The organism is Vibrio sp. Vb1127 (genome assembly GCF_033338735.1).
In the GTDB taxonomy this organism is placed as follows: Bacteria; Pseudomonadota; Gammaproteobacteria; order Enterobacterales; family Vibrionaceae; genus Vibrio; species Vibrio alginolyticus.
The window spans coordinates 367,504-386,184 of record NZ_JAWOTF010000003.1 but is presented as its reverse complement, the minus strand read 5'-3'; the positions used below and the strand labels follow the sequence as shown (position 1 = coordinate 386,184).

The window sequence follows — 18,681 nt, the reverse complement described above, 5'->3', positions numbered from 1 at the left end:
TGGTGATTTCTCCAATTGATTTTCCGGTGTAGCGGTTTCCGACGTCTCGGAAAACCAAGTAGTTCTCTCAAAGTTACTTTTATTAACGGCGCATGCCCTGTTTTCTTTAGAGAAAATTTTGGATTTTTTTGAAAATAATTCGTTTGGAGGGGTAATCGTGACAAAGCGGATAAAAAAGCAAAAAAACTTTCATTTTTCGCTAAAGCTTCTTTTCGAATTGTCGATACAGGCAGGTTTTACGTTAAATTCGGGCAAGGCCGTTCATCAGCCAAGTAAAGTTAATGCTAGGTTGGGCGCTTGTTTTGCTTGTGCAAGAATAGAAGTACTGACCTGCTGCAAAATCTGCTGCTTCACCATTTGCGTGGTTTCTTTCGCGTAGTCAGTGTCTTGGATACGACTGTTGGAAGCAGCTAAGTTTTCGTGGATGTTATCGAGATTATTGATCGCGTGATTAAAGCGGTTTTGATACGCGCCTAACTCCGCACGACTGCCATCTACCGTTTTCAAAGCATCATCTAAAATGCCGACCGCCATCTGAGCGCCACCGACCGTGCTAATATCAATACTATCTACCGTTCTATTTACGGTGACATACTTGCCAAGTTCTAACTCATCAGCCAGGCCACCACTGAAGGTTGGTCCAGGGTATTTTATGGCGTCCTTGTGGGACATGAGTAACTGCAGTTGCCCCTCTTCATTAACAGACGCTTTCACTTTATCGGTTTGCCCATTAATGTAAGTCGCGAGTTCTTCTATATCGTCGCCAGCTTTAGCTTCAATACGGATCTCCTGCTCTTCAAAATTGTTATCACGGTAGCTGATAACAATTTCATTATTTCCGTTTTGAACCGTCCAATCTGAACTGACTCTTTGATATGAGCTCATTGAAAAGCTACCTAAAGATTCCGGCTGCATGGTCCGCAGGCCAATTTGTACCGCTTCACCAGCCGTTGCACCGATTTGAAAAGACGATGTACCGAATGTGCCGTTCAGCAATTTACGTCCACCAAAAGATGTGGTTTCTGCAATACGACTTAACTCATCATTTAAAGCAGAGACTTCTTCTTGCAGTGCAGTGCGCTCCGCTTTGCTGTTTGAACCATTGGCTGACTGTAGCGACAAATCACGCATACGTTGCATGATATTGGTCACCTCATTCATCGCGCCTTCCGCAGTTTGCATGATGGAAATGCCGTCATTCGCGTTGCGAACCGCAACATCTAAACCACGCATTTGCGATTGCAAGCGGTTGGAGATTTGCAGACCCGCAGCGTCATCCTTTGCGCTGTTAATACGCTTCCCTGAAGACAAACGCTCCATGGATTGGTTCAGCATGTCAGTTGCACTGGTCAAATGACGCTGTGCGACGAGTGCTGCCACATTGGTATTAACGGTGATCGCCACGAGACACAGACTCCAAATAAATTAAGGCTTTGGATACTTATCGACCAAGTAACAGAAAAGTTTAGTGTTTTTTGAAAAGAGATTGGAATAGAAATAGAAAACAAAAGCCCTCCATTGGAGGGCTTAAGAAATGAAGTCTGACAACTTACTTGATGGCTAGCTCCGCGAGCATTTCTTGCGAAGGAGCGAAGAAGTACGCACCAGTTACCGCTGTTGTGAAACGAAGCATTTGGTCTGTTTTACCATCTGTCACGCCGTACATACTTTCTAGCATCACTTTAATGTTATGAAGTGTATTGCAGTAAGAAATAAACAGCAGGCCATGAGGCCCTGTCACCGTCCCGTATGGTAAGCTGTGGCGAACAATCTTCAAACCTTTACCTTCTTCTTTGATATCAACTCGACCAACGTGTGATGCAGCAGGAACGTCTTCTAGCTCGATAGAGTCTGGCTTGGTACGACCAATCACTTTTTCTTGCGCTTTGACATTCAATCGATTCCAAGCGGCAAGGTTATGTTCAAAGCGCTGAGCCATAACATAACTGCCTCCAGCAAATGGGCCCTCTTTTACTAGAGCCACATCAGCGCGAGCCTCCCCTTTCGGGTTTTCTGTGCCATCAATGAAGTCTGTCATATCACGAGCATCAAGGTAACGGTACCCATATGTTTCGTCCACAATGGTGACATCTTGTGCCGTCTCTTCTAGGAACTTACGCAACACGTAAAAATGCAAGTCGTGACGAGTCGAGTGACAGTGAATCAGCACATCTATGTCTGTTGCTGGAGCAACGATGTCACCTTCGCCAAGTTGAGTAAAATCAATAAGCTCTTCTGGCGCGTCTACATTAAGGTGTTCCCAAAACGATTTTGTGAATGCGATAGAAAGCGTCAGCGCTGCACCCGGCTGGGTAATGTTTAACTCTTCCACCAACTTTGGCAGTGCTTTCAGTTTTTCTAATACGTTTTCACGGTTTTGGTTCACTTTGAGTTGAGTGTACAGTGCAAATGGCCCGGCTTCTGGCACGATCGCCGTTTGAGCTTGTGACATTGAGGTTTCCTCTATTACTTTGCCCCAGAGTGGGAAGTTATTGTTTTTAATTCTTTGAATGCTGCTGTTCATCGTGCGCCAATTGTGGCACTTGAAAACAGTCTTTTACCCATCTTCCATTTAGAAGATAGATCATAAACCAAGCTAATAAGGTAATGGTAAGGGCGTTTGCCCAATTAAACACTCCATGTTCTAGGTACACATGATACATGGTCTGAGCAAGTTGAATACCGCACAAGATCAAAGTGATCTCGCGACCATAGCGAGTAATTCTGTTTACCCATCCTCTGTCGGGATGACGAAGCCCCATTAACCACATAAGAAGCAAACTTGGAATGCCCATCGCCAAACCTAAATACAACGTACTTGAATCTGGGTAAACAATAGCGAGTAGCTTGCTGCCACTATCACGACTTACACCAGCCATGGCAAACACCACCCATGAACGCACAAGAAACATCCATCCCACCCATAAAATGATCGGTGCCTTTAAAAATCCATGAGCGTCATATTGGTCAAACGAATAGCGCACAACATCTTCTTCTTTATGTGATAAAAACGTCACTTTAACCTATCGTTTCAGAGTTGCAAGCCAACAAAGATGAGAACTGAAGTTCATTTCAGCACCTTACACAGGTAAACTAAACAAAGATTTACAGCGACGTTGATGAGAAACATGAAAAAAAGAACTCCTGCCACCCCTGTGCCTTCTCAAGAAACACAAGCCGAAGCGATGAGAACTGCTAAATCCACGCAAAAGCCCGGCCAAACCAAAGAGCAAACCAAGCTCATCGCTCAAGGTATCGAAAAAGGCATCGCGCAATATAAGAAACAACAAAAAGAGCGCAACCGCCAAGCCGATAAAGCGAAGAAAAAACAGCAACGTGAAAAACAACGTCAGCATGAAGAGATTATCGAACAAGACAATATCACCGACGATGCGCCAAACCATTCATCAAGCAAACTGCCTTGGACACTACTTGTCCTGAGCTGGATTGGCTTTGCCGCTTACATAGTATTGGGGAAATAGCTAATGAAACGCCTGTTACTTGGACTTTTTGTCGTGCTTCTAACGGGTTGCACGATGCCTTCTCACCTTACTCATGCTCAAAGTCAAGATGTTCATATTCGCATTGACGCGCAATTCGACCCTGAGCGATGCGAATACAAAGGCGAAGTCACCGGAAGTGAAGGCCATTGGTATAACTACATTTTCATGACTAATGACGCGATGATGCAAGGCGCGATGAACGATTTAAAAAACAATGCAGCGGCTATCGATGCGGACACCGTTTTTATGGTTTCCCCACAAGATTTTATCACTTCATTTAGCGTGCTGGGTTCCGCCTACCGCTGCAATGGATGAGGCCTGAATATGAAAAAAGCCAGCAATTGCTGGCTTATGCACGAAATCCAAGACTGCTAGCGATATCTCTCTCCCGCTCTAGAACCCATTGGCTATCAAAAGGCCCCCAATCTGAAAGTTGATAATAGCCGTCATTATGACGTCGGCCATCTTGAACGAATATGAGTTCAATGCCGATCCCAGGTAACGCCTTGAGTACATCTTGAATAGTACGACGAGGCCACCCCGTTTTTTCGATCAACTTTGGCACATTCGGCCTTTCTAGGTTTTCCACCAACAAGGCCAAATATAGCCGCCTTGCAAAAACAGGACTCAATTCCATTGACACCTCCTAAAATTGTGCTGATTCATTATTTCGTTTTTGCTCAGCGAGGTGTTGCGTTTGATCAATAACTCGACTTTTCCATTTGATTTAGACGAATTTTTATTCGATTTATAGCGCATTCATCGTAAATAAGTTATGTAACATTAGTTATCTCAATCTATCTGAAAATATTTTCCACCGCATTTTGTCAGTTTGATTGCTTCTTGATAGGATGCTTTAACAGCCCAAATCACTTAAGTGCGTCTTAACCGCGCCAGTGAAAAATAGAACAAAGAAAAAGGAAACACTATGTCGATTACCATGTTTGGTATTCCCAACTGCGATACGATCAAAAAAGCCAAGAAATGGTTAGAAGCCGAGGATATTGCTTACGACTTCCATGACTACCGTAAGCAAGGCATTGATGCAGAAATGGTAAGTGAATTTTGTCGCGCTTTAGGTTGGGAACAGGTGCTCAATAAACGTGGCACAACCTACCGCCAATTAGCGCAAGAGCAGAAAGACACACTTAACGAGGAAAACGCCATCGCTCTTTTGGTAGAAAACCCTGCGATGATTAAACGCCCAATTTTAAAAGTGAATGATCAACTTCATATCGGTTTTAAAGCTGATCAATACGCTAGCATTTTCAACTCTTAAATAAAGGAATACTCAAGGATGACAGACAGTCCAGTATTGGCACTTGCTAAAGATCTGATCAGTAGACAGTCCGTAACGCCGGAAGACGCAGGTTGTCAGGATTTGATGATCGAGCGCTTAAAAGCACTCGGGTTTGAAATTGAAGTGATGGTATTTGAAGACACCACGAACTTCTGGGCTCGACGTGGTTCAGAAGCGCCGCTATTTGCGTTTGCTGGCCACACCGATGTGGTACCAGCAGGCAAATTGGAACACTGGAATACACATCCGTTTGAACCGACCATTATTGATGGTTACTTGCATGGCCGCGGCGCAGCTGACATGAAAGGGTCGCTAGCTGCTATGGTCGTTGCTGTCGAACGCTTCATTGAAGAAAACCCAGACCACAAAGGCTCAATTGGCTTTTTGATTACGTCAGATGAAGAAGGGCCATTTATCAATGGTACCGTTCGCGTTGTAGAAACGTTGATGGAACGTGGTGAGAACATCGATATGTGTATTGTTGGTGAACCATCCAGCACCGACGTGGTTGGCGATGTAGTGAAAAATGGACGCCGTGGATCCATCACTGGTGATTTAACGGTAAAAGGAACACAAGGTCACGTGGCCTACCCTCACCTAGCCAGCAATCCAGTGCACGAGTCTCTACTCGCGATTCATGAACTCGCGACGACAGAATGGGACAAAGGGAATGATTACTTCCCACCGACTAGTTTCCAGATCCCGAATGTATCGGCTGGCACTGGTGCGTCTAACGTTATTCCTGGCGAGTTCCATGTTCAGTTCAACCTACGTTTTAGTACTGAGCTTAACAATGACGCAATTGTTCAGCGTGTTACCGAAACATTGGACAAGCATGAGCTGGACTACGACCTAAAATGGACATTCAACGGAGACCCATTCCTGACCGATACGGGCGCACTGCTAGACGCGGTTGTAGCTGCTGTGGCCGAAGTCAATGATACGAAGCCAGCGCTACTTACAACTGGCGGTACGTCTGATGGTCGTTTTATTGCTCGAATGGGAGGTCAAGTCGTAGAGTTAGGCCCTGTTAACGCTACGATTCATAAAGTGAACGAGTGTGTGAAAGTCGACGATCTTGAAAAGTTGACGGACATGTACGAAAACACGTTGAAACACCTATTGGCGAAGTAATCAGCGAGAACACAATGACACCAGAGCAACTCACCGGAATCACTGATTCCCATCTTCAATCCACACTAGTGGGGCAAAAGGCATTTATGCTTCACCCTAAAGTAGTCAATGACTTATTGAAGATGATTAATGCCGCAACCGAAGCAGGTTTCAAAATGGAAATCGCCAGTGGTTTTCGTGACTTTAATCGCCAAAAAGCCATCTGGAACGGGAAGTTTTCTGGTGAGTTGCCAATTCTCGACATAAACTCCCGCCCTTTGAATAAAGCAGAGTTAAATGACGAAGAGAAATTGATGGCCATTTTGCGCTGGTCGGCATTGCCCGGAGGAAGTCGTCATCATTGGGGTTGTGATTTTGATGTCTATGCGCGCAATTTATTGCCTGCTGACACCAAACTCAAGTTGGAACCTTGGGAGTATCTTGAAGGCCACCAACAAGCGTTCTACCAATGGTTAAAAGCCAACCTTGGTCGGTTCGGTTTCTTCTTCCCTTATCAGCATGATTTAGGTGGCGTTTCGATTGAGCCTTGGCACATTAGTCACCGCGCTGTCGGGCAGCAATGCCTCGAGCAGTTGACGCTTGATGTACTCAGAAGCCAGTTGATTAAACAAAATCAGACCGACAACATTGCAGGGATTGACGTCATACTGAATAATTTGGATAACGTCGTTGCCAAATTTATTCACAATATCACGCCGCCGGAGGCTCTATGATAGAAATACTAACCAATCCTTGGGTCATTATTATTGTAGTGTTGAGCGTGGTCATTGGTAATATTGCCGCACTCAAATATACCGCAAAAATGAAGTTTGGTCAGATGGATAAAAGCCGTAAGAACGATTTAGATAAGCTGAACACATTGGATAAACAGCGCTACGCTGAAGAAGATAAAAACAAAAACGAGCCTCGTTAGTTACTCACCAGCTTCATCTCGACACATTTAATCTAAACATCAAAAAAGGGACCACTAGGTCCCTTTTCTATCATTAAGTAAACACGCCGCGTTAAGCTCGCTTTGTTTACTGCTTCACTGTTGCAGCCAATACAGGCGCTAGTGATTTCAAAAACTCTTCTTCTACTGGCTTGCCAGAGGAGTCGGTGATATTGATAGACGTACGGTTGCCTAAATCACCAAGTAAGAATGTGTACTTACCAGCGGCTAACTCCACTGGTTTAACGCCGATATCGTTCCAGAATTCATCATCCGGAGATGCATATTTCGCAGTGATTGTGCCCTGAGACTGGCTACGCTCTTCAATCTTAAAGCCCATCTTAGGTAGAATATTAGGCAGACGTTGCCAAAGCATGTTGTATTGCGCACGCGCGATAATCACAGGAAGTCCGCTGCGGTCTTTACCCATTGTGATTGGGATCTGTTTAACCAACTCTTGCGCTTTACGCTGTGCTTCTTCACGCACTTCTTGATCGTAGCGAGCGGTGACCAAGTTCGTCATGAACACATTGTAGCGCTCACGGTTGGTCGCCGTTACTTCTTTCACTTGATTGCCTTCACGCCAGTCAATAAGGCTCACCTTAAAGCCGTGTCGACCATTTGCTTCAGCGCGTACGATTTCATATCGGCTGCCAATTTCTAGCTCTTCATCTGGCGAATCCCAAGTCACCCATCCTGTCTCGATGCGAGAGTCTGTTTGGCTTTCAACTGGAATCTCGTTGGCCGCGACCATGTTTTGCACCGTTTGCCAAACTTTATCTAGTTCATCTTTACGAAGTAGCCAAAGTGTCACTTCACCATCACTACTGCGGTCTAGACGTGCACCGGGAATAAGCTCTAGGACTTGTTGAGGTGGACGAATGTCGACATCTTTACCTACACCACCAGCGTAGTTACCCTGAGGGATCTCGTAGTTAGGGTAAAACTGAGGCTGTGCACCCTGTGGGACATTCCACTCACCCAAATTTGGGGAGTTCAAATACTCGAAGTCATCTTTTGCTTGACGACGTTGATTGGCACCACCTGAACAGGCAGTCAATACGAATACAGCTAATGAACTTAACACTAACTGGCTTGAAAGCTTCATCTATACTCCTAAAACACCGAGGGCGCTTTGGCCCCCAGTATGAACTTCAATCCTAGTAACTCAATCTTAATAGCTCAATCTTAATAAATATGGGCGTCTGTTAGCGACTGCTCGACGATCGGCTGCGATTTTTCAGAAAGCGTAGTTAAAGGAAGACGCAAACCACCTTCTTCAATCAAACCAAGCTTTTGCGCTGCCCATTTTACTGGGATAGGGCTTGCTTCGATGAAAAGGTTTTTGTGTAGAGTCATCAAGCGTTGGTTAATCGCTTCTGCTTCTTCGTACTTACCTTCACTTGCCAAATGGAACATGTCTGCCATGTCTTTAGCTGCAATATTGTTCGTTACCGAGATAACACCATTGCCGCCAAGTTTCACAAAATCCAGCCCTGTCGCATCATCGCCACTTAGTAAGATAAAATCTTCGCCACAAAGTTCACGATGAATTGCAATTCGTTCCAAATCGCCCGTTGCATCTTTTAGAGCTACGATATTATCAAGCTTTGACAAGCGTGCCACTGTTTCTGGCTGCATATCAACAGCAGTACGGCCTGGTACGTTGTACAAAATTAGAGGCACATCACTCGCTTCGGCAATTGCCTTGTAATGTAGAAACAAACCCTCTTGAGTTGGTTTGTTGTAATACGGTGTCACACTCAGGAAGCCAGCAATACCAGAATCAGCCAGTAATTTGCTAAATGTTACTGCCTCATGGGTTGCATTTGCACCCGTGCCAGCAATCACAGGGATGCGACCGTCGGCAAACTCAACAGTTTTATTAACGACCTTTACATGCTCTTCAATGGTCAGTGTCGCTGACTCACCTGTTGTGCCTACTGCCACAATACCGTCTGTACCCGCTTCAACGTGGTACTCTACTAGCTTTTGCAGACCGTCAAAGTCTACTTCGCCATCTGCTTTGAATGGCGTAATCAGCGCTACGATACTTCCTGAAAACATGTTTATCTCCCTCATTTAACTCTTTCTGCATGGTACTGTAATGCGATTGAAAAACACAAGAGCGTAAACTCGCTTACAAAGTACAAATGAATGAATAATTACCAGTTGTTAGAGGTCTAGCAACTTAATTGCTCTATTTGGTTTGATTAACGGCAATATTGATAATCGTGTTGGGCTTTCGAGTGACTTTAGAATCTATCAGTGATTTGGAAAATACTGAAGAGCACAAGCAAGGAAAATATACTCTTTGGTCTTGTTAGCCAAGTCAGATCTAAGTGAATAAAACGGCCAGACAATAGGCAAGCACATCATGCAAACGTTTTGTTTATCCTACAGCCTGCATTTACTGTTTATTTCCCACCACTCCCCTCAACATCCTCCTGCTTTTTATAGACTAAAAAGAACTGGCTCGATATTTCTTCGCAATATCTGTGCTAACATCTCTCTATTGAAGAAAGGACAAGAAGCTCATTTATGAAGCAACATCTGGTACTTACAGCAGTTGGAACGGACCGTCCAGGCATTTGTAACCAAGTCGTACAGCTCGTTACTCAAGCTGGTTGTAACATAGTCGATAGCCGTATCGCTATCTTTGGCAGCGAATTTACGCTGATCATGCTCCTGACTGGGAACGCCAGCAGCGTGACTCGAGTTGAAACGCAATTGCCCCTGCTTGGCCAAGAACATGACCTTATTACGATCATGAAACGCACAGCGGCGCACGAACTGCTCGATAACAGCTACACCATGGAAGTGTTTATTGAGTCTGAAGACCGCCCTGGGTTAACTGAAAAATTTACTAAGTTCTTCGCTGATCAGCAGATTGGTTTAGACTCTCTTAGCGCGCAAACCATCAGCAAGTCGAAAATTCAACTCGATTCTGACCAGTTTCACATTGCGATTACTGCATCTGTAAGCGCGGATTTTAATTTGATGCAGTTACAAGAAGACTTCGATGAACTTTGTAAGTCGCTCAACGTACAAGGTTCTCTGAATTTCATTAAAAACACACTATAAAGTAAAGGAAATCAAAATGAATACGCTGACAGCAGGCTCGCCAGCGCCAGCCTTCTCTTTGCTCGACCAAGACGGAAATACCGTTTCTCTTGAAGACTTTAAAGGCAAGAAAGTACTTTTCTACTTTTACCCTAAGGCGATGACGCCGGGTTGTACTACACAAGCAAAAGGCCTTCGTGACATCAAAGCTGAACTCGATGCACATAACGTGGTGGTACTCGGCGTAAGCATCGACCCTGTAAAGCGCCTAGGCAAGTTCATCGAGCGCGATGATTTAAACTTCACTCTGCTTTCTGATGAAGACCATGCCGTTGCTGACCAGTTCGGCGTTTGGGGCGAAAAGAAATTCATGGGCAAAGTATACGACGGTCTTCACCGCATTAGCTTTCTGATCAATGAAGAAGGCGTGATCGAACATGTGTTCAACAAGTTCAAAACCAAAGATCACCACGAAGTCGTATTAAACTACTTAAACGAAAACGCTTAAACGCTATTGTTTTTCTACAAACAAAAAGCCCAGCAAACTGCTGGGCTTTCTTTTAACCATCGTACCTTTGGTAACAACTACTCTTGTTCGACAGGTTCGTTTTCTTCCGTGCTTGGTAATGCATGCCATACGGCTTTGACTAATGTCGCTAAAGGAATGGCGAAGAACACCCCCCAAAAACCCCACAGCCCACCAAAGACTAATACAGCCACAATGATAGCAACTGGGTGTAAGTTTACTGCCTCGGAAAACAGAACAGGAACCAACACATTACCATCCAGCGCCTGGATAATACCGTAAGCAAGCAACAACCAATAAAACGGAGGCGTTAAACCCCATTGGAACAAACCAACGATAGCAACAGGTACAGTAACAGCCGCCGCACCGATATAAGGAATCAAAACCGACAGACCAACGGCTACGGCAAGCAACGCCGAGTAACGAAGATCTAAAAGGGCAAAAGTCACGTAGCTCACACCGCCCACGATTAAAATCTCTAACACTTTACCGCGAATGTAATTTGATATCTGCTCGTTCATTTCATGCCAAACTTTATTCGCCAATTTACGGTTTTTCGGCAGAATACCGCTTGCGATTCGCAGCATTTCTTCTTTGTCTTTAAGCAAAAAGAAGATAAGGAGTGGCACTAAGATCAAATATACCGCTAGCGTTGCAATGCTAACTAATGAAGCAAGCGACCCTTTGACGACACTTTCACCCAGCCCCAGTGCTTGGTTTTTGGCGTTCGTCACCACGGTTTCTACTATTTCTAAATTGGCTAGTTCAGGATGGCGCTCTGGCAATGTGACAATAAACTTTTGTAGCCCGTTGTACATGTTCGGAATATCGTTAATTAGATTACCGACCTGAGTCCAAATCGTCGGAACCAAGCCAAACAACGCAATTAACATCAACCCGACAAAGACCAAGATAACGATAATAACCGACAAGGTGCGCGGCACGCCTATACGACACATTTTGACAACTGGCCATTCAAGTAGATAAGCCAAAACGATCGCGACAAGTAATGGCGCAATCAAGTGTCCAAAGAAGTAAATGGTGATAAAGCCAAACAGCAAGATCGCGACGAGACTTACTGCGTGAGGGTCAGAGAAACGTCGTTTATACCAACGACTAACCATTTCAAACATCTTATGCGGATTCCTTATTGAAGACAGTCAATGTGTAGTGCTCTGATGTAGATTGGCAATCAACTGAGTACCCTTGGGCACTAAGATAGTTCACAATGTCTCGTTTAGAGCTGTTGTCCACCACTTGAATGACAAGTTGATGATACTGCTTTGCTTCTCCTTGAAAGACCTCAGCAGCATGACGCTTTGCAAGTAACAGTGCCATAGGACAACGTTGCTCACGCAAATCAAGTAACATGGATTCCATTGTATTGCTCTGCACTTATGATAGGGTTGTATTGTAACGGCTTTTTGAGCTGGTGCTAGCACTTCTGACATGATTTAACCACATGCTGAAATAGCTCGGATATAAAATAATTTACGAAACCAATTCATTTATTTCCGGTCTTACTGTTAGCTTATATCCTCACGGATAACCAAAACGTATGTGGCGCTGTTAATAGGCTCTCGACCTGTAACCACATGCTTATGTATTTTGGAGAACCTTGTAAACGTATGTTAAAACGCACTCGCTCGCTAGTTTGCTTATGTCTTGCTGCTGCCATCAGTTCGCCGACAACTTATGCCAATAGCATTGATTTGCCAGACATTGGCACAGCTGCTGGTGGCACGCTTTCAATAGACCAAGAGTTGATTTATGGCGACGCCTATATGCGTATGCTCAGAGCCAGTAAACCTATCGTTAATGACCCTGTCATCAATGAATATATTGACTCTCTTGGGCACAAATTAGTGGCCAATGCGAATGATGTAAAAACGCCGTTCCACTTCTTTATGATTCGCGACCGTAATATCAACGCATTCGCGTTTTTTGGTGGCTATGTAGCGCTGCATTCTGGGTTGTTTCTTCATGCTCGTTCAGAAAGTGAGCTGGCCTCTGTTGTCGCTCACGAGATAGCGCACGTCACACAACGTCACCTTGCTCGGAGTATGGAAGAACAAGCGCGTCGCTCTCCGGCCACATTAGCCGCACTTGCGGGGGCACTACTACTTTCAATTGCCTCACCCGAAGCGGGGATGGCTGCAATTACAGCAGCAACCGCGGGCAACATGCAAAGTCAAATCAACTACACTCGTGCAAACGAAAAAGAAGCGGATCGCTTTGGTATTTCGACACTAGCAAAAGCCGGCTTTGATGTTCAAGCAATGCCAAGGTTTTTTGGCCGTCTTGCTGATGAGTATCGTTATGCGAGTAAACCGCCACCAATGCTCCTGACTCACCCTTTGCCTGAAGATCGAATTACCGATAGCCGTGCGCGAGCAAGAACCTATCCTCCAATGCGTGTTGTGCCTTCAATAGACTATCATCTAGCTCGCGCGCGCATTGTGGCTCGTTACGCTGGCATTGATGGACAAGCCGCCCTGAGCTGGTTTGAGAGAACCCAAAAGAAAGCCTCTGCGGACATTACACCTGCTTTTGATTATGGTCGAGCACTCGTGCATTTAGACAATAAACGCTTATCTCAAGCGGAACCAATTTTGAAAAAGTTACTGGAACAAGACCCAAGTAACCCGTTTTACTTGGACGCTATGACGGATTTATACATCGAGAAGAAGCAGCCAGAAAAAGCAACCGAGATGCTCCGCAAAGCGTTATCTCGTAACCCTCAAAATAAAGTATTGACCATTAACTACGCCAATGCGCTACTTGAGGACAATAAAAACGATCAAGCCACGCGAGTTCTTCAAAGATACACTCATGACTATCCTGAAGATACAAATGGCTGGCACCTAATATCGAAGAGCTACCACGCGCTGGGGCGTAGCGATGAAGAGTTGGCTGCTCGAGCAGAAATTTTGGCATTGCGAGCAAATTGGAATAAAGCGATTCAATATTATAGTGAAGCAAGTAAAATGGCCAAGTTGGGCAGCTTAGAGCAAGCGCGATACGATGCCCGTATCGACCAACTCATGATCCAAAGAGATCGATTCATGGCATTACAATAACGAAATGGAGAAAACCATGTCAGTCGTGATTTATCACAACCCTCGTTGCTCAAAGAGCCGTCAAACACTTGAACTGCTTGAGCAAAATGGTGTTACACCGGAAGTCGTCAAATACCTAGACACACCACTTAACGTGGATGAACTAAAAGCGCTGTACGCCCAGCTTGGCTTTTCATCTGTACGTGAAATGATGCGCACTAAAGAAAGTGAATATAAAGAGCTTGGCTTAGGCGAAGACTCCGTCAGCGATGAGCAATTATTCGAAGCAATGGCGAAAAATCCAAAGTTGTTTGAGCGTCCGGTAGTCGTTGCTAACGGCAAAGCAAAAATTGGTCGCCCACCAGAGCAAGTGTTGGATATTTTATAAATGGATTGCCAGATCCTTATTTTGTATTTCAGCCGTCATGGCTCGACAAAACAACTGGCAAGACAAATAGCAAGAGGAGTCGAATCGACTCCTCAATGCCAAGCAATTTTGCGTACAGTTGAAGAATTGTCACCTCACTCACACTCCCCTTCTGATCCAATTGTTACTCTAGAGGAACTGAAAACGTGCGACGGTCTAGCGTTTGGCAGCCCCGTCTGGTTTGGCAACATGGCTGCGCCTTTAAAGCACTTCTGGGATCAGACTACATCTTTATGGGTCAGTGGTGACTTAATCGATAAGCCTGCTTGTGTCTTTACCTCTTCGTCCTCGATGCATGGTGGTCAAGAAACAACGTTACAAAGCATGATGACCCCTTTATTGCATCACGGGATGATGGTTTTGGGCATTCCTTATTCCGAGCCAGAGTTACACACTACGCAGTCCGGAGGCACTCCGTATGGCGCCAGCAGTGTAGGCCATGAGGCGACCCTGAGCAGTGAAGAGATTCGCCTGGCACAACAATTAGGCAAAAGGCTGGCAACTGCAGCGTTAAAACTAAAAGTCTGTTAGTAAAATCAAGGATAGTTAATCGATGTCTGACTCTTTAGACCAAACACCACTCGGTACACAGGCTAAAACCTATCGTTACCTGGCTTTATTTGGCAACTTAGCCTTATTAGCCTGGGTCGCTATTTGGCAGCTTGCGTTATCCCCTCACCCTCACCTCAGCAGCACAACACTTGCTATTGCTTGGTGTATTCCGCTACTACTTCCGTTGCCTGGTATTTTAGCTGGTAAGCCTTACACTCATGCTTGGGCTAACTTTGTTCTTATGCTGTATTTCTTGCATGCGCTGACCATCCTTTATGTGGATGGGGGTGAACGCTGGCTTGCGGCAGTGGAACTGATACTGACTTCACTCGGTTTCGCTGGTAATATTTTGTTTGCTAGAGCGAGAGGCAAAGAGCTAGGTCTTAAGTTGAAACGCCTCTCTCAAGTAGAAAAAGAAGAAAAAGCGAAATTCAATAAATAACGCCAATCGCAGTCAATCACTGATCATTGGTTCGAATACGAATTTAGAAAACAAAAAGAGTCGCTATTGCGACTCTTTTTTATGCTTACCACATTGGTCTTTGATCCTTGCGTTTCACGCCTGGAACGCTACCAAGGAGATTACGATGCCGAGCGCCACTCGTAGATCAAGTCATACTGTTCTCGGACAGGCTCCACAATCATCGGCTGAGTTGGCTGTGTTTCGTCACTTGCTTCTGCCACAATATCTACTGGTACTTCAGGCTGCGCTTCTTTTGGCGTCGCGGCGTCTTTTGCTTCATTACTCTGAACCAATGGCTCTTCTTCTTGAGTTGAAGCTGGGGCATCAACTTCACCTAAAGGATCTTCAAAAACCATTAACTGAGAAATAGAAGAAGCTTCTTTCTCAAAAGCTTGTTGTGATGCCAAAAGGTGGATGTTGAGCGTTAACTCGTCCCCTTGAACACGCTTAATCTCTGTACCCGCAACCGAATTAAGTTGTTTTAACGCATTCTCTAAACGGAAGAAGTCCGTGGCAGAGGTTACATTAAGGACTTTCACTGCTAGCGCTTTTGAAGACTTTCCTGAAACCACAACTGCACTCTTACTTGCATAGTAGTCTGCGATGCCATCCACCATTTCTGCAATAGCATTAGCACCTGATGCAGAACCGCTACGCGGAGAACGTTGCGCTTCTACAATTCTCGTTGGCGACTGGTCGTAGAGTGTCCAACGAATTTGTTCACCTTGAGCGCGTACAACCAAAACGGCGTCAGCTGGGTAACGCTGGCTGGCTTGACCAATTGGCTCAATAAAGCCGCCCCAAAGATCAGAGACATTAACACCGGTCACATCATCAAAATCCCCAACCGGGATAGTGATTGGTAGGCCTCTTAATTTCGCTGCGCTACGAAGTGCTGCAACATTTGAAGATTCAGAATGCTCCCACGCGATGTTACGATCGTAACCCTGTTCTTCAACCATCCAAACTAAAATATTGGCACGATTTGGCGACCAAGATGGCAATTGTGCTTGTGTTAAAAGAGAGCTGATTTGGTCGTTGTTAAACAACATTTTTAGGCTCGCTTTTCCATCAACCTGCCCATAGCTCAGTTGAGAAATGTAACGCGCACTTGAGCTGAGTGCCTTTTTAATCACTGGATTGCTTAAAGAGGATTGAGAACCGGTCGCTCGAACAATCACATCCTGCATACCTTGTTGACGAGCCAAAGACTCACCGTCGTTCTGCTCACTGTCGATAACCACTTCGGCACGATAGATATCCACCTGAGTTAATGCATGTACTGGTAGGGACAACCAACCTATCAGTAAGAGAGCTAAATAGCGCATAGTTTTTATAATCCTCTGAACAAGAACCCGAATAATAAGCAACTATCAAATCTTGAGCAAGGTAAGTACTGAGTAAATTGTCTGTATTATGACCAGCTTTGTTAACTCGGGCCTCAACCAGCACTTCAGTGCTATTTTTTATAATAAACTCATTGCTTATTAAGCTATCTCAACAAGTTAGGCTGTCCATTTTTCATCTTCACGCAAGACACGTAAAAGAGGACAATTTGCAAGCAAGCAACTCTCAAAAGTGCTATTTATGGGAAAAATTCAATCGAAAGTTTGATCTATGCAACATTGCAAACGATTGCAGGATGATAGTATTCGCCGGATTTGTCTGCGTATCTTGAAAATAGGGAATTATTATGAAAAACGCGTTACAAGGCGCTCAAATGCTCTTTGTCGCTTTTGGTGCTTTGGTGCTTGTGCCGCTCCTAACTGGCCTTGATCCAAACGTAGCCCTCTTTGGTGCCGGTGTCGGTACCCTCCTCTTCCAATTAATGACTAAACGTTCTGTTCCCATCTTCCTTGCCTCTTCTTTTGCGTTTATTGCTCCTATTATGTTCGGTATCCAAACTTGGGGTATCGGTGCAACGATGGGCGGCTTGATGGCAGCTGGCTTAGTTTATGTGGCTCTAGGGGCGATGATCAAAGTGCGTGGTGTTGGATTTATCCATAAAATTCTCCCGCCCGTTGTCGTTGGCCCTGTGATCATGGTTATCGGCCTTGGCCTTGCCCCAACAGCAGTGAACATGGCGGTAGGTAAAACTGGTGATGGAGCTGCACAGCTAGTTAATGGTGATGCTGCGATCATTATCTCGGCGGTCTCACTGCTCACAACCATTGTACTCAGCGTTTTTGCAAAAGGCTTTTTGAAGCTCGTTCCTATTGTTGGTGGTATTCTTGCTGGTTACTCTGTTTCTCTATTCTACGGGGTGGTTGATTTCACTCCCGTAGAACAAGCGGCTTGGCTAGCCATGCCAAACTTCACCGCGCCAGAGTTCAATATCAACGCAATTTTGTTCATGATTCCTGTCGCTATCGCACCTGCGGTTGAGCACGTAGGTGACATGCTTGCCATCTCAAACGTTACAGGTAAAAACTACCTGAAAAAACCAGGCCTTCATCGCACAATCGCAGGTGACGGGGTGGCAACTATCGCAGCTTCGATGGTGGGTGCTCCACCAAACACCACTTACAGTGAAGTAACAGGAGCGGTAATGCTAACCAAAGCATTTAACCCTGTGATCATGACTTGGGCAGCAATCACCGCAATCGTACTTGCATTGGTAGGTAAGCTAGGTGCGGTTCTTCAAACGATTCCAGTTCCTGTCATGGGCGGCATCATGATTCTGCTGTTCGGCTCCATCGCAACGGTAGGCCTCAACACACTGATCAAGAATAACGTTGATTTACATAAGTCTCGTAACCTAGTGATTGTTGCCGTAACACTTGTGTTTGGCATTGGTGGTATGGCTTTCGGTATTGGTGAGTTCAGTCTACAGGGTGTGAGCCTATGCGGTATCGTGGCAATTATTCTTAACCTTGTGCTACCAAACGATTTAGGTGAAAACCACGTTGTGGATAACGCACAAATGGAAGAAGAAAGCGCGAAATAGTTCGTTTGCGCCGCTTTATTAGTTGGCGTGTCTTACTCTTCTCCTCTTGTAGATACAAAAAAGGCTTGGTTTTCACCAAGCCTTTTTCTGTTCAGTCATAGTAATACATCAAAGAATTACTTAGTACCGAAGATCTTATCACCTGCATCGCCTAGACCCGGAACGATGTAGCCTTTGTCATTAAGCTTCTCATCGATTGCCGCAGTGTATAGCTCAACATCTGGGTGTGCTTTTTCTAGCGCTTCAATACCTTCTGGTGCAGCAACAAGTACCAGCACTTTGATTTGGTTACAACCTTTCTCTTTTAGGAGATCGATCGTAGCAATCATAGAACCACCTGTTGCAAGCATTGGGTCAACAACAAGCGCAATACGCTCCTCGATGTTTGAAGCAAGCTTGTTGAAGTAAGGAACTGGCTCAAGCGTTTCTTCATCACGGTAAATACCCACAACACTGATACGTGCGCTTGGCATGTGCTCAAGAACTCCATCCATCATGCCTAGACCTGCACGTAGGATTGGCACTACGGTTACTTTTTTACCTTTAATCTGGTCTACTTCTACCGGACCGTTCCAACCATCAATGGTCACTTTTTCTGTTTCAAAGTCTGACGTTGCTTCGTAAGTAAGTAGGCTACCGACCTCAGTCGCTAACTCACGAAAACGTTTTGTGCTGATGTCACCTTCTCTCATTAGACCAATTTTATGTTTTACTAGAGGGTGCTTTACTTCAACAACTTTCATGTCCATCTCCGGCTATAGTTGGCAATATTTAAA

General features: G+C 45.0%; 23 protein-coding genes. 13 read left to right on the top strand and 10 right to left on the bottom strand.

The window, feature by feature from the left end:
• Positions 1-264 precede the first annotated feature (264 nt).
• From R7H07_RS07895 to R7H07_RS07885, 3 genes are all read right to left on the bottom strand, one after another.
• Positions 265-1,404 (bottom strand): flagellin, encoded by a 1,140-nt coding sequence (locus tag R7H07_RS07895; RefSeq protein ID WP_005380443.1) that lies wholly within the window; start codon positions 1,402-1,404, stop codon positions 265-267.
• A gap of 145 nt (positions 1,405-1,549) precedes the next feature.
• Positions 1,550-2,452 carry a Dyp-type peroxidase gene (locus R7H07_RS07890; RefSeq protein ID WP_053306706.1) on the bottom strand — a complete coding sequence of 301 codons (903 nt, stop codon included), beginning with the start codon at positions 2,450-2,452 and terminating at the stop codon, positions 1,550-1,552.
• 46 nt (positions 2,453-2,498) lie between these two features.
• Positions 2,499-2,984, bottom strand: a complete 486-nt coding sequence (locus tag R7H07_RS07885; RefSeq protein WP_031779045.1) for a DUF2919 domain-containing protein — start codon at positions 2,982-2,984, stop codon at positions 2,499-2,501.
• Between the two features lie 144 nt (positions 2,985-3,128).
• Here R7H07_RS07885 and R7H07_RS07880 point away from each other — a divergent pair, with 144 nt between their 5' ends.
• Both R7H07_RS07880 and R7H07_RS07875 read left to right on the top strand, forming a co-directional pair.
• Positions 3,129-3,482, top strand: coding sequence for a DUF2956 domain-containing protein (locus tag R7H07_RS07880; protein WP_053306707.1), 354 nt, complete (start codon positions 3,129-3,131; stop codon positions 3,480-3,482).
• A 3-nt stretch (positions 3,483-3,485) separates the two neighbouring features.
• The gene (locus R7H07_RS07875; protein WP_005380435.1) at positions 3,486-3,818 is read left to right on the top strand and encodes a DUF4156 domain-containing protein; all 333 of its coding nucleotides are present in this window, start codon (positions 3,486-3,488) and stop codon (positions 3,816-3,818) included.
• 34 nt (positions 3,819-3,852) lie between these two features.
• On the opposite strand, the gene R7H07_RS07870 is transcribed toward R7H07_RS07875, so the two are convergent.
• Complete coding sequence (locus R7H07_RS07870; protein ID WP_005380433.1) at positions 3,853-4,140, bottom strand: winged helix-turn-helix domain-containing protein; 288 nt, start codon at positions 4,138-4,140, stop codon at positions 3,853-3,855.
• Between the two features lie 291 nt (positions 4,141-4,431).
• Here R7H07_RS07870 and R7H07_RS07865 point away from each other — a divergent pair, with 291 nt between their 5' ends.
• The 4 genes from R7H07_RS07865 to R7H07_RS07850 are packed head-to-tail and all read left to right on the top strand — an operon-like array spanning position 4,432 to position 6,850.
• Positions 4,432-4,782 (top strand): ArsC family reductase, encoded by a 351-nt coding sequence (locus R7H07_RS07865; RefSeq protein ID WP_005380431.1) that lies wholly within the window; start codon positions 4,432-4,434, stop codon positions 4,780-4,782.
• 18 nt (positions 4,783-4,800) lie between these two features.
• Complete coding sequence (dapE, locus tag R7H07_RS07860) at positions 4,801-5,937, top strand: succinyl-diaminopimelate desuccinylase (protein WP_005380429.1); 1,137 nt, start codon at positions 4,801-4,803, stop codon at positions 5,935-5,937.
• A gap of 14 nt (positions 5,938-5,951) precedes the next feature.
• On the top strand, positions 5,952-6,650 hold the full coding sequence (locus tag R7H07_RS07855; protein WP_025768261.1) for a M15 family metallopeptidase: 699 nt from the start codon (positions 5,952-5,954) through the stop codon (positions 6,648-6,650).
• Positions 6,647-6,850 carry a DUF2897 family protein gene (locus tag R7H07_RS07850; protein ID WP_005380425.1) on the top strand — a complete coding sequence of 68 codons (204 nt, stop codon included), beginning with the start codon at positions 6,647-6,649 and terminating at the stop codon, positions 6,848-6,850. Before R7H07_RS07855 ends, R7H07_RS07850 begins: the two co-directional genes overlap by 4 nt.
• Before the next feature lie 106 nt (positions 6,851-6,956).
• Here the strand turns inward: R7H07_RS07850 and bamC are convergent, their stop codons facing one another.
• The gene (gene bamC, locus R7H07_RS07845) at positions 6,957-7,976 is read right to left on the bottom strand and encodes an outer membrane protein assembly factor BamC (RefSeq protein WP_005380424.1); all 1,020 of its coding nucleotides are present in this window, start codon (positions 7,974-7,976) and stop codon (positions 6,957-6,959) included.
• Between the two features lie 80 nt (positions 7,977-8,056).
• Positions 8,057-8,935, bottom strand: a complete 879-nt coding sequence (gene dapA / locus R7H07_RS07840; protein ID WP_047102853.1) for a 4-hydroxy-tetrahydrodipicolinate synthase — start codon at positions 8,933-8,935, stop codon at positions 8,057-8,059.
• 474 nt (positions 8,936-9,409) lie between these two features.
• Between dapA and R7H07_RS07835 the strand changes: the two genes are divergently transcribed.
• Both R7H07_RS07835 and bcp read left to right on the top strand, forming a co-directional pair.
• Positions 9,410-9,952 carry a glycine cleavage system protein R gene (locus R7H07_RS07835; RefSeq protein ID WP_005380420.1) on the top strand — a complete coding sequence of 181 codons (543 nt, stop codon included), beginning with the start codon at positions 9,410-9,412 and terminating at the stop codon, positions 9,950-9,952.
• Between the two features lie 16 nt (positions 9,953-9,968).
• Positions 9,969-10,439 (top strand): thioredoxin-dependent thiol peroxidase, encoded by a 471-nt coding sequence (bcp, locus tag R7H07_RS07830; protein ID WP_005380418.1) that lies wholly within the window; start codon positions 9,969-9,971, stop codon positions 10,437-10,439.
• Positions 10,440-10,516: 77 nt separating this feature from the next.
• Here the strand turns inward: bcp and R7H07_RS07825 are convergent, their stop codons facing one another.
• Together R7H07_RS07825 and R7H07_RS07820 are read right to left on the bottom strand one after the other, a co-directional pair.
• Positions 10,517-11,590 carry an AI-2E family transporter gene (locus R7H07_RS07825; RefSeq protein WP_005380416.1) on the bottom strand — a complete coding sequence of 358 codons (1,074 nt, stop codon included), beginning with the start codon at positions 11,588-11,590 and terminating at the stop codon, positions 10,517-10,519.
• Position 11,591: 1 nt separating this feature from the next.
• Positions 11,592-11,828, bottom strand: coding sequence for a sulfurtransferase TusA family protein (locus R7H07_RS07820; protein ID WP_005380414.1), 237 nt, complete (start codon positions 11,826-11,828; stop codon positions 11,592-11,594).
• Between the two features lie 257 nt (positions 11,829-12,085).
• Here R7H07_RS07820 and R7H07_RS07815 point away from each other — a divergent pair, with 257 nt between their 5' ends.
• The 4 genes from R7H07_RS07815 to R7H07_RS07800 are packed head-to-tail and all read left to right on the top strand — an operon-like array spanning position 12,086 to position 14,937.
• On the top strand, positions 12,086-13,537 hold the full coding sequence (locus R7H07_RS07815; protein ID WP_005394337.1) for a tetratricopeptide repeat protein: 1,452 nt from the start codon (positions 12,086-12,088) through the stop codon (positions 13,535-13,537).
• A 16-nt stretch (positions 13,538-13,553) separates the two neighbouring features.
• On the top strand, positions 13,554-13,904 hold the full coding sequence (gene arsC, locus R7H07_RS07810; RefSeq protein WP_005380410.1) for an arsenate reductase (glutaredoxin): 351 nt from the start codon (positions 13,554-13,556) through the stop codon (positions 13,902-13,904).
• Positions 13,905-14,474 carry an NAD(P)H:quinone oxidoreductase gene (gene wrbA, locus R7H07_RS07805; RefSeq protein ID WP_005380409.1) on the top strand — a complete coding sequence of 190 codons (570 nt, stop codon included), beginning with the start codon at positions 13,905-13,907 and terminating at the stop codon, positions 14,472-14,474.
• Between the two features lie 22 nt (positions 14,475-14,496).
• On the top strand, positions 14,497-14,937 hold the full coding sequence (locus R7H07_RS07800; RefSeq protein WP_005380407.1) for a DUF2069 domain-containing protein: 441 nt from the start codon (positions 14,497-14,499) through the stop codon (positions 14,935-14,937).
• A 140-nt stretch (positions 14,938-15,077) separates the two neighbouring features.
• Here the strand turns inward: R7H07_RS07800 and R7H07_RS07795 are convergent, their stop codons facing one another.
• On the bottom strand, positions 15,078-16,286 hold the full coding sequence (locus R7H07_RS07795) for a DUF2066 domain-containing protein (protein WP_206959564.1): 1,209 nt from the start codon (positions 16,284-16,286) through the stop codon (positions 15,078-15,080).
• 365 nt (positions 16,287-16,651) lie between these two features.
• On the opposite strand from R7H07_RS07795, the gene R7H07_RS07790 reads away from it, so the two are divergent.
• The gene (locus R7H07_RS07790; RefSeq protein WP_005389855.1) at positions 16,652-17,905 is read left to right on the top strand and encodes a uracil-xanthine permease family protein; all 1,254 of its coding nucleotides are present in this window, start codon (positions 16,652-16,654) and stop codon (positions 17,903-17,905) included.
• Positions 17,906-18,021: 116 nt separating this feature from the next.
• Here R7H07_RS07790 and upp read toward each other — a convergent pair whose 3' ends face one another.
• The gene (gene upp / locus R7H07_RS07785; protein ID WP_005380401.1) at positions 18,022-18,648 is read right to left on the bottom strand and encodes a uracil phosphoribosyltransferase; all 627 of its coding nucleotides are present in this window, start codon (positions 18,646-18,648) and stop codon (positions 18,022-18,024) included.
• Between the last annotated feature and the right edge of the window lie 33 nt (positions 18,649-18,681).